Genomic DNA, 13,418 nt, shown 5'->3' on the forward strand with positions numbered 1-13,418 from the left:
CGCTCTCGTCACCCTATGGGGCCACTCCGTAACCTTGGGACCTTGATGTCTGGTTCATCCCGATGAGCACTGAAACCATGGCCCTCACGCTTGAGAACGTGGAGAAGGTGCTGGATGAGCTGCGCCCCTTCCTGATGGCCGACGGCGGCAACGTTGAAGTGGTGGAACTGGACGGACCAATCGTGAAGGTGAGACTGCAGGGAGCCTGCGGCAGCTGCCCTAGCAGCACGATGACCTTGAAGATGGGCATCGAACGCAAGATGCGCGAGTCGATCCCCGAAGTGAGTGAAGTGGTGCAGGTGCTCTGAAGCGCCTCTTCGTTTACGGATCACTCAAAAGCAAGGGCAGCGCCCATCACTTGCTGAAGTGCGCAAAACGAGACCGCGACGGCATCGTTGACGACTTCATCGAGATCCAGCACCGGGGCTACCCGATGCTGCAGCGAGGCAATGGGGCCATTTCAGGAGAGGTGTATCAACGCAGCAGCGTGACCCTCAGGGATAGCCGCAGCTTGTGGCTCTATGAAGCAGCCCCAAGAATTAATTAATCGAAGAAAGTAAAATCCACAAAGCTAAATTTTTCGCACTGCACATTTACAGAAAATAAAAAAATGATGCCTTAGACCATTGCCATACCAAGTGAGGTGGGCCGATGCAGGCAGCACCCAAACCGATCAACGAAGCAGCCAGGCTGAGATCACTCAGTGAATATCGAATTCTGGGAACGAAGCCTGAACAAGCCTTTGACAACATCACCCGGATGGCCTCAGAGATCTGCCAATCTCCGATTGCCCTGATCTCCTTGGTGGACGAGAAACGTCAGTGGTTCAAATCGAAGGTGGGCCTGCAGGCCAGCGAAACCGAGCGGGATATCTCCTTCTGTGCCCATACGATCCTCGATTCCAAACCTCTGGTGGTGGAGGACGCGCTGTTTGATGAGAAATTCCGCGACAACCCCCTCGTTCAGGAAGAACCCCACATCCGGCTTTATGCGGGCTTCCCCCTGAAAACCGACATCAACCACCGCATTGGAACGCTTTGCGTGATTGATCGCATTCCCAAATCACTCACGAATTCGCAATACAAGGTGATGGAAGGCCTGGCGGAACAGGCCACCACACTGTTGGAACTCAGACGCCGATCCCTGGCCCTGATGGATGAGTTCTGTCAGATGCATCACGCCCAAGGCTTAATCACCACCTGCAGCTACTGCAAATCGATCCGCGACAGCGAAGGGTTCTGGCAGCCGATCGAACGATTCCTGATGCAGCACAGCACGCTGAATTTCAGTCATGGCATCTGTCCCGAATGCATGAACGAGCACTTTCCCGATGTGCAAAGCAGTCGAGCGGAGTCGTCGAACAATCAGCGGTAAGGCAATTGGAACCGGGCGCTTGGATCAGCGCCATAACAGACTTGACATCGCCGGAAAATAAAAGGTAGTTCCAGTAATGCGTCATGCGAATTGCAGATTTTCTGTATCGCAAGCTCGGGCTGAATATCTTCAAGGCAGCACCACACCTGAGAACACAAACACCTGAGATTCCAGCCCCCATAGAGGTTGAGCCGGAATCTCTGGAGCCACCAACCCCGATCAACACATCAAGCACCGATGTAATTCACATCGGTCCACGGGGTGGTCGCTACAAGGTGGATGCCAATGGCCGCAAGGTCTACCTCAAGGCCAGCTGATGTCGTCCAAACCGACAGATTGGACGATAAGCTGAGTTGAAATACTGATCAATTTGGTTCGGTAGCAAACACAACCACCAACCATTCAGCCTGCACGACAAGGTTGATTCAGATCGGGAGCTCGAGGTGAACGCTGGTCCTGCTTGCCCCATCCGCTTTGGCACCACGCACAACCAAAAGGAATCGCTCGCCGATCAATGCCTCACGGCCGCAGAAATCGAATGGCGACGTTGGTCGGGCTGGCAGATGGAACGAACCGCTGAAAAACAGTTCAGAAAAAGGTGGGTCTGAGTCGTTGAACAAGAAGCGAAGACCCTGAAGAGCGTCGAAGCCACTGCCAACGTGGTGACACCGATCCTTTGGCTCACGCCATTGCCGTGACCATGCGCGACCTCTGCCCTGCCCTGCAGAACAAGACCTACTTCAATTAGGACGCACTACTCCTTGCACAAGCTCAGATCGCAAGCAGCGCAATGGTTCTCAAAGAGGAGACAAGAAAGCTTTAGTCACACCTTTAGTCACGGAATTTGGTCGACACAGTCAGCCGACAACACCCTGAGCCATGACACACAAAAGTAACAAGCAATACATAATTCGAGAGGGAACGTAACCGCACGAACACGTTCGCTGGGTTACAAAGAGGCTGCTTTTGGCTCTTCTGTCATGTTCGAAAAGCTTGTTGTCATTCAGCTTGGCGCTCTTCTCTTCGCCAACACTCATGATCACGGCACGGAATGGGTGAAGTGGGGAGGCATCGTGGTTTCTATTGCGACTGTTGTTGTAGGGGTAGCCACTGGAGGCTGATCAACAATTGATCGACCAATCCTGAACAAGCGCGCTAGGCCGTCTCTTCCACCTGGGAGGGGCGGCCCTCCTTTATGGCCCTTGTGCAGCAGGCAGCTGGCACTGCAATCGAAGCTGGGTTGGCTTGGAGGAATGCTGGTAAAGCGACTGAGCCACTACCCAGTCCTGCGAAATTTCAAAAATAGGAGGGGCATGGGGGGCTTCCAGGTCCATGCCAGTACGTAGACGGGCCTCAGAAATTTCTGCTGGAGTTTGGACGGGGTGGCGAGACGATTGAAGCGTCTTCAACTTGGTAAACGCTGATCTCGTGACTCACATCTGCACGAGGATCTGAACCGCTGGCATCATTTCCAAAACGGTTGCGACCTATGTCCCTCCGGAAGAACTTTGACTCGTTCACACCACAGCAAAAGCTGCGAGATGCAGAGGAGGAGTACGTGCAGGCCGTCTACAGGCTCAGGTCAGCAGAAGAGGCATATGAGCAAAACGTCAGTGACCTGAAGCGGGAGATGGATTTCCTATTCCGAAAGGTTGGGCATTACCGGCACTGCCTCTATGCAGGTAAGCCGTTGGAGGAGTATTTGGAATATTCCGCAGCTTCTGCTGATAGGCGTTGCCCTAAGCCTGCTTGGGTCTGATTTGAACGCTCGCCAGGTATCAAATGACGTAACCCGGGCCTGATAACGCCGTTAGCTTCATCGGCATGAAATCTCCTATCTCCTACATCTTTGGCAGCGTGATCGTCGCGATCATGTTCTTGGCTGTTTTCGTTGGAGGCGCCAACGCTGTTGACTGCACTCGCAGCCAGTCAGCTGAAGCATTCGCTGCAAAGGGCCACCACTGAGCCTGATCCTGCCGAGGGTCTGAATTGCTACCGCTGACATCATTGACTCCGGCCTTAATAGACCAATGAGAGTGCGACGCTGGATTCCCTCGGCTGTGCTTGTTGTCGCGGTTGGCCTAGGAGCTCGGGCTTACTACAGCCATGCAGACGCGTTCCTCTCAACAAAGTCGGCTAGAGGTGATGCTGCTTCTTCTGCGTTAACCGACAAGCAGCGCAAATCCCACTTTGATTTCAAGAGTGCCGGGATCATCTCTGACTTCAAGAGGTGCGACTGGACTCGTGCCCAACTCAACAAGGCTGAACCGGGGAAAGGAGACAAACATTTCAAATGTGAAGAGCTCAAGGCTTATGTGGAGCCTGCTGAAAGGCTGAAGGCCGCTTCACGTCAGGGCTTGGTTCAAAACTGTGAGCAGGCAATCAAAGCTGCTCTGTGGGATCCAGGGAGCTACGTCTTCGTAGATCACCTGTACGTCGCCAACGAAAGCAATGGTGTCGATGTTCGTGTGACCTACTTGGAAAACGACGGTTATGGCGGTCTTGATCAGTGGCAAACAACCTGCAGCTACCAACTGTGATCCAACGTCGATCGAGTTGGGCATTACGCACTCCAACTGATCTGGCGACCCACTTCCTTGCCCGCTGCGTAGTACAGAAGCACATGGGCTGGGCGCCAGAAGCGAGATCAAGGCACAATCAGAGGTATGAAAAGACTTCTGCTGCTTCTGCCCCTGCTGTTGCTGGCTGCTTGTAAACCGGCGGAACCGACAGCCGCTCAGGTAGCAGAGAAACTTCAAGCGCAGATCAACGAACTTCTCGAAGAGGTGGACGAGAGGCTTGAAGAGGTCGCAGACCTTGACCTCGATGGGCGGTGCGCCAACAGCGGAAGGATCACTGCAGGGATGGACTTGCTTGTTCCTCGATACCGAGCGTTTGCAGTCCTGATGGATGAACTAGGAGATATGGAGCAAGCCTTACTGGCAGGGGGAGCAGCCAATCAATTCGCATTGGATGTCCAAAAAATCAGACGCGACTGCGCCACTCGGGTCACAGCCCCTTCAACTCAACCTGAGTCTTCAGTAAGTCAAGCGACGGATAAACCGGTTTCAGAGGTTGAGGATATGGCCTCTGAGACAAGTACTGAGGAGAACCCTCCAGAACAGTCTTCAGCTTCTGAGCCAACCTCGCGCCGTACATCAGGTCAATCTCAATTTTGAAATCAACCCGCCTCAGGAACGCAGAATTCAGGCTCTAGGAACAATGTGGGGAACGAGGTCAGCGTTAACCCAGTTAATGAAGCCTGTTTAGCTGGTTTCCCAAGTCACGATGACCGCCATGGCAGCGAAGAAAAGGAACGTCAACCAGTTACCGCCAGCAGCGGTTACAAACATTGCCGCAATGAGCACCGCGCTCAGAGCGACCTTCAAACGGTCGTCCATACAAAGTTGACTCCTTATCTCAGTTTCGCGTGTGGCGTTGGGCCAGTAGGCGTTAGGAGGACATACGACGACTTTCTGTAGCCATCGCGACTTCCTTATCGGACCTTCATGGAAGAAATCCTTGATCCCAAAGGTCTTCGAAAAATGGTGTGCAGAGCCACTAGCGAGCACCTATCAAGGAGACCTGCGGTACTTCCTCTTACGGCTGAGTGAGTCATCGCGGCAGCACGGGAGAGCGACCCGTTAGCTGGCAGACAATCCAGTCCCCATCCCACGGCAACTGTGGATGGGGCTGGCTTTCTGCGCTTAACCCCGTCTTCCAATAACGGGAAAGATTCAGTGCATTGCACTTGATTGCAGAACTCGTCGGCAGCGTTATGGAACGGACCGCATCGCTCGGGGCGAACATGTTTCTCCTCGCGGTTCCGTAGTCCCGCATCTTTGATTCGGTTAAGGCTGTTGGAAGTCAGCCCAGCCGATAGAGGGGGCTGCTATCACGCAATTAGCCAGCCTCAGGGGCCGAGATTATCTCAACTGTGATGTCTCGCCTGTGGCGTTGGGTCAGATGGTGAGAGCAAATGCTGTTAGCTTTCATACGTCTAAGGAGACATCCCCGCTAAGGCGGGTCTGAGGACATTCGAACTAACCCGAACACCTCGTACCGCCTCATAGGCGGGTTGATTTCTAATGCGCAAACAACTTGGTTCCGATGGCCTTGGTGCAACCGATAGCCATTCGCCTCGCACGTTTTCGCCTGCTCGGTTGAGCGGTGTGCTGCTTATCCCTTGTCTTGCTCTGTCAGCAATCACGCTGCATCAGGGCGAGGGTCAAGCTCAATCCTTCCTGCAACGTCGCCTACAACAGCGAATGCAAGAACGACGTGCGCAAGAGGAAGCGCAGCTGACTGAAAGCCAAAAGCAACAGCTTTTCCAAGTGAGGCGCGATTGGTTTCTCAGCAGCTATGAGCAGAGACTTGCCTTGTTCCAGTCAACTCAGGCTTGCCTGAAGGATGCTCAGACTTTTCAGGACGGCAAGGAGTGCAGGTCAAAACGACGGAAGGCAGGGCGACAGCTCCTTGAAGAAGGTCGCCAAGTCATGAATGCCGAGCGTCAGCGTTTAGGTCTCTCGCCTTTGCCTACTGGCTTGCCGCTGTCGTTCTGATGGGTAGTGACTCCCTCTCTAATGGCATCGGCACAGACGAGAGCCAACTGGATTGGACCCCATGGTCCGTCACAGAGGACGTCGCTCTTGATGGGACTTGTTCAAAGCGAAAGCGGGCTTTTTTCAAATCAGCCTTGCCACGCCTTTTGACATTCCTAGAAAGATCCGCTCGTCATGCTCATCCCAAGCCAGCGCCATGGCACATCACCACTGGAGTTTGTACTGCGGATGAGGTCGTTGACCATGTGATGGAGATGAACTGGTCTGGTTGGTGGTTCCGCCATATGTGCAGAGCCGCCGACATCCTCAAGATCCCCTGCCCTGAACAGCGTTTCATGGATAATCAACGTCCTTGGAACAGTTGGGGGGAAGCTATTGACCTCAAGCTGGAGCACCAAAATGCTCGGCCAGATGCGGACGGTGAGGAGCTGATTTCTCGCGATTGGGAGTTGCCACCTTTTTTTCTGGGTAATCGCTTCCCTCGCAAAAAAGAGAATGTCTGCGAATGCAGCATTCCCCTTCCAGAGGAATCAGTGGCTCTCGCGCAGCTTGCTGAACAAGCCAGCCAGTGCGACTCACCAGAGGACTTGGAGATTCCTGCTGTCTTGCAGAAGTACCTCTGAAGGCAAATAGGTCGGACTAATCACCAAAGGGTTGAGGCTCAGAAGTAAAGGCACTCAAAATCTCCTTAGCTGTCTTCGCGTGCCCAGCCCATCTGCTTCTGCTACGACGGAGCTCAGAGCTTGTACTTCTCCTTCGTGGGCTCGCCTCACGGGCGTAGCCCACTACGCGAGTGAATTCGTGGTGCCCCTTATGACCAGCTTGCTCGTGCTTTTCGCAAACCATCCACATCTCATCCACCTGGGAGGGGCGGCCTCCCTCCTTGTCCTCTTTGCTGCGATGCAGGACGAAATCGCATAACCGCGACCGGTGCCAGCTCTGGTGCAGATGGTGCCCGGGGGGATGCAGACCCCTCGGGCTTTACCTTCGTGCCCTGAATCGCTACCTTCCGCTGAGACTAGAAAGCCATGTCGTTGCGATGAAAATTTTTCTGACTTTATTTGCCGTATTTGGGATTTCAGCATTCACACCCACATCAGTTCAATCAGAACAAAAAACAAGTGAAAACGATACTTTCAATTCGTTTTGGTCTGGGGCTTCGCAAGCCGGTGCAGGAGTGATTTGTCACGCATATAAGGAAGGAATGATTGAGGTAGATCAAGCTCTAGATTTGATATTCAATGAATATCTTGTCGCATACAATGTCGAGATGGATTCATGGGATCCAGGAATTGATTGGAAAGGTCAAAGCTTGGGCAGCTCTTTTGTGGCTTCTTTTCGCAAAGAGCTTGATAGGGCTGGATGCGCATCTCTGAATGCTCCTAACTATCTTTTTGCTACTGATGGGGACAGCAATGCAGTCACTAAATCTATTCAAAAATCAGTTAAAAGACGTGCTGAAGGCTTCTAAGGGGTCCTTTGCATAGAAATACTTTCGGGTCACCCGAAGTCGCGTTATTTGGCTAGGCACGACCGTTTGAAATTTGTTTGGTCGGGATTAGTGGCTTTTACGCGGTGCTACCTCTACCCCATTCACTTAAGCGGTCATTGAGAAGAGCAAAACTCAATTTAAGTAGCAAGTGATACACAGGGTGCTGGGTCTCCAAAGTTATGACTTCGGTGCTCCAGTTGATTTGCACCTCTGAGAGCGGCGATATCACCTCTGTGTAGGCGGTGGTTTCGCTTGTCAAAAGCTGTGATTCAACATGCAGTGGGTGACGCTGCGGCACGTGATTGAACTGGCTGAGGACAGCTAACGCCCGCGTCGCGCTTTGGCTTTTAAGGCTCGCTTGTTGCGCCATACGGCGAGATAACCACCGAGGCCTAATCCAACCAGCAGGAGAAAAGGACTCATGCGTGTTCAGAGAGCATTAACCACCATCTACCTGACAGCCGACCATTGCTCCTGCTGCAGCTCCAACAGGGACTCCCACCCAACGGCCTTTGTCCCTGGACAGAGCCGCGCCTAATCCTGCTCCAAGCAATCCACCAATCACACTCCCTTGGCTGCAGTCGTTGTTGTCGATATCGACTTCTTGGGATTTCTGCGTAGAGGCCTGAGTCGAGCTGCCAGAGCAGGCAATCTCTACCTTTTCAGTCCAATTCCGTACGTATCCAGGCCTGTCTTTTGTACCAGGTACGTATTCCTCCCTGTACTCGTCCCGAAAACACTTCGTACTACGCGAATAACCAGGCTGGGAAACGGTTTGGGCTTCTGCGCCTACAACGCCAACGAGCGGCGTAGCCGCTGTGCCAATCAGCAGGGACACAAGGAAAGGTTGGAGCGAGGGCATCGTGATTGTTCCTCTACAGAAAAGCTACTCCCATAGAGACGCCAAGCTCAGCTGATTGGAAGACACCGAAATGGGAAGTTATGGAACGCCAATGAGCCAAGTGAAGAAAGCTGCCGAGCGCCTTTCTCATCAACCTTCAGATCTCGACTACTAAACCCAAACGGGATTAAATATTATTTCACCAAATCACTCAAGTGATGTTGCTGGGCTGGCGAACTGCAGCGCTGATGCGCCAAAGACTTGTAGGCGCTCTTCTCAACCCTGCTCAATGATCTCCATCTCCCCTGGTCTAACCATTCTCTTAAAGCCACATCGACGCAGTTTTTATATCCTTCGTCGCGGTCAAACCTCTCCCAAGCAAAAGCAGAGGGAACCAAAACGAGCAGAACGTAAAAGAGCACCAGCAGTCGTTTCACGTAAAGACCTCTGTTCACAGCTCAATGTGGCTACTAATAGCCTAGTCCGAAAAGGGCCACAACTTAGACGAAGCGCCAGAAAACCAGAGGAGAAAAGAATGGCTGAACTCCGAGTAGCAGAAAAAGCTATGTCACTTCAAGTCGAACACAGCAACGGTGCACTAGTAATGGGTAGACATTAGGGACTGCAGCTAGGTTCTGTCCCGCACAATTCACGTCAAGGTGATCCGCTGCAGCTCATAGAGCAGATCACCTGAGCCAAGACCGCCATTTTCCTGGCCATCTCGTCTCACTTACTTTCCTAGCAACGGATCGTGAATCGCGTCTACAACACTGGCCGCAGACGTAGCTCTGCAACCGCAAGCCAGAGAAGATCAATCACTGGATGGAGCAATGGGCGCTACTACTCGAGCACATTGATCCTGCTGAACAAGAGGAGGTCCAGAATGGGTGAAAACAAAGTGATCCGAAAACGCCGATGACGAGTAGTAGGGCCAAAAAATGGGACTGGCGAACGAACAGCAAAGAAATGCTGTCCTGGATTGCCGAGGCTGTCGTTGGTAGTTCATCAGCGTGGGACGAAACTGATGACGACGAGATCGACCCCATCGCAGTTATGGGGAGAACGGATACTCGGTCTGACTGGGTTGGTGCAACTACACAAAAAGGTAACGGTGGGACGAGATCGCCCCACCGTCCCGATCTGGCACGGCGGTACTTCATCAGCCGTGAACAATCGCCTGTAGGCAATTTCTTCGAGAAAAAGAAACCAGAGTGGACGCGCGAACAGCAGATTGATGCATACCGCGACTACGTCTGGGATGAGTGGCTCCAGAAAGGGAACATGCCCGACGGGGCTGACCGTTGGTTACGTGCGCGTGCTGCAGAGGTAATTGCAGGCAAAACCATCGACTTGATTTCCGACTCCCGCGAGTTCAGCCGAAAAAATGGAGGGGGCTTCATCGGAGAAGGAGCTCCTTATGACTGCCACGGCCATGTCGTCCGAGCCTTAATCCTGATCAAGGCAGGACGGATCACGAAAGAGGATTACTTCGCTAGCCAGGCTGAATATCTCCTGAAGATGGAAGGCGATCCGATTGGATTGGCCTGGAAGCAGGAGGCCAAGGAAATCATCGCGGCACGTGAGGCGGCCCAAGAGGAATCCAAATCGGACCCATGGTCTGAGTAAAGCTGCTCTCAAATGATCTTTGTCGGGGCTTACTCGATACGGTTGAGCCCGTTAAGCCGTCCAAGGTTTTGTGACGAACCGAACGTTCTGTCTCGGTCTACTCAGTCAAGACTAATCCTGCTGCCTAGTTATTGGGTCAGCTGGAACCCATGACATGAGAGCAACCAAACTCACCACCGCTCCACAAGGCTTCGAGTACTACAGGGTCTGCGACAAAGAAGGTGTATGCCGCGTAGTCCGTGGGGTGTGGGCAGCCCAGCACCTCATAGAGGACATGCCTCACTTAACCGCCACCAAGACAAAACTCTTTCCAGTGGACTGGAGTTAGCGCTCAAGCAAAGCAACGTGGCATTAGCTAGTGGGTAGAGGCCGTTGCATCCAAAGCCAATTCCCCTTAAAAAGTGATCCACAGCTTCTGAGTCGCAATGGCCCGGGTCAGGTGGGACCAGATGACTGACGAAAGTCAGGCCATGGTTAAGAAGGTCGGACTGATCAGCCTTGGTGGAGTCATCCTGTTGGCCTTCAGCAAGATGATTTTTCCCCTAGTCCTGCTTGGTGGCGGCAGCTATGTCGTCTGGCGAGCCCTATTCAAGAAGTAGGTCATGGCTGATTCCCTGACCTGCTTGCTGAGGGACTGAGCCAAATTTCTTGCATTATACAAATAGCAATTACATATTCACTTAGATTCGGTTTGGGAGTTGTTGCCGCAGGCTCCGCCTGTAGCACTTACTCCGCAAACACGAATCCAATGAATACCTCAAAGAGGACGATTTCACTTGAGTTCATGGTGGTGCCGCTGTGTTAGGGCGTCACGCTGACGGGATCAGATAACGGGTACTACTACAAGCTGCCTGAAGGCTTGTTCTCCCTGGCGTCTGATAACGCGGATGACGACTTACTCCCGAAGGCATTCAGAGTCACCCATTTCTTTTACGTGGCTTCCAAACCACGGGTTTTTTGATCATCTTTTCTTTGATGATAGTGGAAAGCTTTTGGCTTTTCCCTTGTTTTAGGGTCCTATTGCTCAGAGCCGCCCAGAAGAGCCCTCAAGAAGAGATAAGTGTTGTGTGATGGATTAATCGTTCAACCATAAATAGAGGACTTAGAGGAGCTTTACGGCGCGTTTCAGCTCACTCCATGGTACAGCGCCATATGACATTGAAATTGAATTGGGTGTATGCCCAAGCAATGAAACGACAACAGCTTCATTCATATTATTGGACCGCAATACTGTTGCAGCACGGTCTCTAAAACCTTTAGGAGTAATTCCAACTATTTTTCTACATGGCTTTGAAAGGTTGACACCCCAACGCTTGTTTGTTTCCTGATACTGACCTGGCCATAAAAGCCCTTTCTTCGTTCGTAACTCTAGAGCCAAAGCCTCGAGCCTTGGATGAATCGGAATAGACCGTTCAGAGGAAAGGGTTTTAAGAGGCCTCAACTCATTGGGTCGAATAAGAATCCGGTCTTCCAGCAAGTCTTCTGCATGCAAGCCAGCAATCTCGGCAAGACGAGCACCCGTGAAAAACAGGAAATGAAAAATCTCCATCTGATCTCCCGCCACCTCCCACTGCGATGGATCGGTGATGGTGATGTCAGACTTTCTGGACTTGACGACCTTGATTCGTTTATTCAGTCCTCGAAAGACATGCGTGGAATCAGGCCGCAACTCACAAAGAACTGACCAAAGACCGCCCAAAAAAGCGAGTTGCGTTTTGACAGTTGAAGGATTGAGGCGTTCCAACAACCAGGATCGATAAGCAATGGCGTGTTGCTTTGTGGCAGCAGTTGGGTGCGTGATCCCCGCATGCTCCAAGAACCCATCAAGGGCACTCTTCCAACTCATCTCGGTCCGCGCTGCAGGCGACTTAAGGGCCTTGGCCTGCTGGATCAACTCGTCCTTCGAGAGATGTTGTCGAGGCGGCTCCTCTCCCCTCAGAACAGCTCTGTACCTGCTCTCTTGCTGGGGAGTGATCAGACCTTCCTCGACGGCGACACCAGAGCCTTCAAGCAACAGATCGACAATTTCAAAATTTTTGAGGTCAAACCGTTGAGGCAGCGAATCAATCAGCTCCTCCCCCGTGAGCAACACCTCATTTCGAGCCTCAGCAATGAGCCGGTCGGTCTTGGCCGCAAAAGCTGGCGAGAGACGCTGGGCGACCCGATAGGTCGACCCCGCAGCCTCAACCCAAATCGTTTTGCCTATGACTGGCTGAACGTCCTTCGGGACGCCACGCTGCAGCTGGTACCCATTGCGTGCTTTACGCACGTATGTCGGATGCTTCCGGAAGGGCACCTTTAGTCACAGCTTTAGTCACACCCTAGTCAGCCAAAAGCCAGATGGGCACAAACGAGTTGCGATCACTGTGTCCTGCCCTGCAAAACAAGACCTACTTCAATTACGGCGGCCAAGGGCCTTTGCCCAATCCATCCCTGGAGGCGATCACCGCAAGCTGGGCGCGGATTCAGGAGCTTGGGCCGTTCACTGCAGACGTTTGGCCCTACATCGCCAAAGAGGTGAGCAGCACCCGCCGCCTTCTGGCCCAGGGCTGCGGCGTTCCGCCCCACCGGCTTGCCCTCACCGAAAACGTCACCAGCGGCTGCGTGCTGCCGCTCTGGGGGTTGCCGTTTACCGAAGGGGACCGGCTGCTGATCGGCGACTGCGAACACCCCGGCGTTGTGAGTGCCTGCGTGGAACTGGCGCGACGCCAGAACCTGGCCATTGACGTGCTCCCCGTGAAGCACTTGCGGGGTGATCAGACCCAATGCGATGCCGCCGTGGTCGAGGCGATTGAGCGAACCCTCACCCCCCGCACCCGGCTGGTGGTGCTGAGCCATCTGCTCTGGAACACCGGCCAGGTGATGCCGATTGCCGCCGTCGCCAAGCAGCTCAATCAGCACCCCCAACAACCTTTTCTGTTGGTGGATGCAGCCCAAAGCTTCGGACAGATCCCCGTCAAAGACGCCGCTGCTGCTGCAGACATTTACGCCTTCACCGGGCACAAGTGGGCCTGTGGACCAGAAGGCCTGGGGGGCGTGGCGCTTTCAGAGCGTGTGGTGGCCGAGGCGTCTCCAACCGTGATCGGTTGGCGCAGCCTGCGTGATGAAAGCAAGGTGGATCTGAGCAGCACTGATCTGTTTCATCACGACAGCCGCCGCTTGGAAGTAGCCACCAGCTGCGTTCCCCTGATGGCCGGCCTGCGCTGTTCAATGCAACTGCTGGAGAAAGCAGGATCAGCCCAGCAACGCTGGAACCACATCCGAGCCCTCAGCGGCAAGCTCTGGCGGGCACTCCAGGGGCTGGAGGCCGTCAAGCCCCTGCTGGAAGTGCCGCCCGCCAGCGGACTGGTGAGCTTTCAGATCATTGGCGATGTGCCCCCTGGAGAGCATGTGAAGCAGCTGGGGGCACAGGGGCTCTGGATTCGCGATCTGGCAGACCCCAGTTGCTTGAGGGCCTGCACCCATATCACCACCACAGACGACGACATCAACGCTTTGGTGGCCGCGATCAGCGCCCTTTGAT

General features: G+C 53.5%; 16 protein-coding genes. 12 read left to right on the forward strand and 4 right to left on the reverse strand.

All coding sequences use genetic code 11. The features are described 5' to 3' along the window. The first annotated feature begins 62 nt into the window (after positions 1 to 62). The 6 genes from AAXE93_RS08525 to AAXE93_RS08550 all read left to right on the forward strand — a co-directional run bounded on the left by AAXE93_RS08525 (position 63) and on the right by AAXE93_RS08550 (position 4,553). A complete protein-coding gene (locus AAXE93_RS08525) occupies positions 63 to 308 on the forward strand; it encodes a NifU family protein (RefSeq protein ID WP_011128549.1) in 246 nt (81 codons plus the stop codon). Continuing rightward, a complete protein-coding gene (locus AAXE93_RS08530; RefSeq protein ID WP_390130245.1) occupies positions 305 to 547 on the forward strand; it encodes a gamma-glutamylcyclotransferase family protein in 243 nt (80 codons plus the stop codon). Before AAXE93_RS08525 ends, AAXE93_RS08530 begins: the two co-directional genes overlap by 4 nt. 104 nt (positions 548 to 651) lie before the next feature. Next, positions 652 to 1,374: a GAF domain-containing protein gene (locus tag AAXE93_RS08535; RefSeq protein WP_390129949.1), complete on the forward strand. Its 723-nt coding sequence runs from the start codon at positions 652 to 654 to the stop codon at positions 1,372 to 1,374. Positions 1,375 to 1,457: 83 nt separating this feature from the next. After that, positions 1,458 to 1,691 (forward strand): hypothetical protein, encoded by a 234-nt coding sequence (locus AAXE93_RS08540; protein WP_115132956.1) that lies wholly within the window; start codon positions 1,458 to 1,460, stop codon positions 1,689 to 1,691. A 1,719-nt stretch (positions 1,692 to 3,410) separates the two neighbouring features. Continuing rightward, the gene (locus tag AAXE93_RS08545; RefSeq protein ID WP_390129952.1) at positions 3,411 to 3,914 is read left to right on the forward strand and encodes a hypothetical protein; all 504 of its coding nucleotides are present in this window, start codon (positions 3,411 to 3,413) and stop codon (positions 3,912 to 3,914) included. A gap of 126 nt (positions 3,915 to 4,040) precedes the next feature. Next, a complete protein-coding gene (locus AAXE93_RS08550) occupies positions 4,041 to 4,553 on the forward strand; it encodes a hypothetical protein (protein ID WP_390129954.1) in 513 nt (170 codons plus the stop codon). Positions 4,554 to 4,640: 87 nt separating this feature from the next. Here the strand turns inward: AAXE93_RS08550 and AAXE93_RS08555 are convergent, their stop codons facing one another. Then, positions 4,641 to 4,775 carry a hypothetical protein gene (locus AAXE93_RS08555; protein ID WP_390129956.1) on the reverse strand — a complete coding sequence of 45 codons (135 nt, stop codon included), beginning with the start codon at positions 4,773 to 4,775 and terminating at the stop codon, positions 4,641 to 4,643. Between the two features lie 687 nt (positions 4,776 to 5,462). On the opposite strand from AAXE93_RS08555, the gene AAXE93_RS08560 reads away from it, so the two are divergent. The 3 genes from AAXE93_RS08560 to AAXE93_RS08570 all read left to right on the forward strand — a co-directional run bounded on the left by AAXE93_RS08560 (position 5,463) and on the right by AAXE93_RS08570 (position 7,407). Continuing rightward, complete coding sequence (locus tag AAXE93_RS08560; RefSeq protein WP_390129958.1) at positions 5,463 to 5,936, forward strand: hypothetical protein; 474 nt, start codon at positions 5,463 to 5,465, stop codon at positions 5,934 to 5,936. A gap of 248 nt (positions 5,937 to 6,184) precedes the next feature. Then, entirely contained in the window at positions 6,185 to 6,559 is a 375-nt protein-coding gene (locus tag AAXE93_RS08565) for a hypothetical protein (protein WP_390129959.1), read from the forward strand. Between the two features lie 416 nt (positions 6,560 to 6,975). Further along, positions 6,976 to 7,407 carry a hypothetical protein gene (locus AAXE93_RS08570; protein WP_390129961.1) on the forward strand — a complete coding sequence of 144 codons (432 nt, stop codon included), beginning with the start codon at positions 6,976 to 6,978 and terminating at the stop codon, positions 7,405 to 7,407. A 460-nt stretch (positions 7,408 to 7,867) separates the two neighbouring features. Here the strand turns inward: AAXE93_RS08570 and AAXE93_RS08575 are convergent, their stop codons facing one another. Both AAXE93_RS08575 and AAXE93_RS08580 read right to left on the reverse strand, forming a co-directional pair. Beyond that, positions 7,868 to 8,290, reverse strand: coding sequence for a glycine zipper 2TM domain-containing protein (locus tag AAXE93_RS08575; protein ID WP_390129963.1), 423 nt, complete (start codon positions 8,288 to 8,290; stop codon positions 7,868 to 7,870). A 173-nt stretch (positions 8,291 to 8,463) separates the two neighbouring features. Continuing rightward, positions 8,464 to 8,706, reverse strand: a complete 243-nt coding sequence (locus AAXE93_RS08580) for a hypothetical protein (protein WP_390129965.1) — start codon at positions 8,704 to 8,706, stop codon at positions 8,464 to 8,466. A 529-nt stretch (positions 8,707 to 9,235) separates the two neighbouring features. Between AAXE93_RS08580 and AAXE93_RS08585 the strand changes: the two genes are divergently transcribed. Both AAXE93_RS08585 and AAXE93_RS08590 read left to right on the forward strand, forming a co-directional pair. Further along, positions 9,236 to 9,895, forward strand: coding sequence for a hypothetical protein (locus AAXE93_RS08585; RefSeq protein WP_390129967.1), 660 nt, complete (start codon positions 9,236 to 9,238; stop codon positions 9,893 to 9,895). Positions 9,896 to 10,344: 449 nt separating this feature from the next. After that, positions 10,345 to 10,494: a hypothetical protein gene (locus AAXE93_RS08590; RefSeq protein ID WP_390129969.1), complete on the forward strand. Its 150-nt coding sequence runs from the start codon at positions 10,345 to 10,347 to the stop codon at positions 10,492 to 10,494. Between the two features lie 503 nt (positions 10,495 to 10,997). Here the strand turns inward: AAXE93_RS08590 and AAXE93_RS08595 are convergent. Continuing rightward, positions 10,998 to 12,164, reverse strand: a complete 1,167-nt coding sequence (locus tag AAXE93_RS08595) for a hypothetical protein (RefSeq protein WP_390129971.1) — start codon at positions 12,162 to 12,164, stop codon at positions 10,998 to 11,000. A gap of 71 nt (positions 12,165 to 12,235) precedes the next feature. Here AAXE93_RS08595 and AAXE93_RS08600 point away from each other — a divergent pair, with 71 nt between their 5' ends. Beyond that, complete coding sequence (locus AAXE93_RS08600; protein ID WP_390129973.1) at positions 12,236 to 13,417, forward strand: aminotransferase class V-fold PLP-dependent enzyme; 1,182 nt, start codon at positions 12,236 to 12,238, stop codon at positions 13,415 to 13,417. Position 13,418 lies beyond the last annotated feature (1 nt).

The sequence above is a fragment of the Synechococcus sp. HIMB2401 genome (assembly GCF_042883245.1).
Lineage (GTDB): Bacteria > Cyanobacteriota > Cyanobacteriia > PCC-6307 > Cyanobiaceae > Parasynechococcus.

Excerpts from the sequence above, each read along its gene's own strand:
- AAXE93_RS08525 (WP_011128549.1), top strand. The coding sequence starts at position 63 with ATGAGCACTGAAACCATGGCCCTCACGCTTGAGAACGTGGAGAAGGTG.
- AAXE93_RS08535 (WP_390129949.1), top strand. The coding sequence starts at position 652 with ATGCAGGCAGCACCCAAACCGATCAACGAAGCAGCCAGGCTGAGATCA.
- AAXE93_RS08540 (WP_115132956.1), top strand. The coding sequence starts at position 1,458 with ATGCGAATTGCAGATTTTCTGTATCGCAAGCTCGGGCTGAATATCTTC.
- AAXE93_RS08550 (WP_390129954.1), top strand. The coding sequence starts at position 4,041 with ATGAAAAGACTTCTGCTGCTTCTGCCCCTGCTGTTGCTGGCTGCTTGT.
- AAXE93_RS08555 (WP_390129956.1), bottom strand. The coding sequence starts at position 4,775 with ATGGACGACCGTTTGAAGGTCGCTCTGAGCGCGGTGCTCATTGCGGCA.
- AAXE93_RS08560 (WP_390129958.1), top strand. The coding sequence starts at position 5,463 with ATGCGCAAACAACTTGGTTCCGATGGCCTTGGTGCAACCGATAGCCAT.
- AAXE93_RS08565 (WP_390129959.1), top strand. The coding sequence starts at position 6,185 with ATGGAGATGAACTGGTCTGGTTGGTGGTTCCGCCATATGTGCAGAGCC.
- AAXE93_RS08570 (WP_390129961.1), top strand. The coding sequence starts at position 6,976 with ATGAAAATTTTTCTGACTTTATTTGCCGTATTTGGGATTTCAGCATTC.
- AAXE93_RS08575 (WP_390129963.1), bottom strand. The coding sequence starts at position 8,290 with ATGCCCTCGCTCCAACCTTTCCTTGTGTCCCTGCTGATTGGCACAGCG.
- AAXE93_RS08585 (WP_390129967.1), top strand. The coding sequence starts at position 9,236 with ATGCTGTCCTGGATTGCCGAGGCTGTCGTTGGTAGTTCATCAGCGTGG.
- AAXE93_RS08590 (WP_390129969.1), top strand. The coding sequence starts at position 10,345 with ATGACTGACGAAAGTCAGGCCATGGTTAAGAAGGTCGGACTGATCAGC.
- AAXE93_RS08600 (WP_390129973.1), top strand. The coding sequence starts at position 12,236 with ATGGGCACAAACGAGTTGCGATCACTGTGTCCTGCCCTGCAAAACAAG.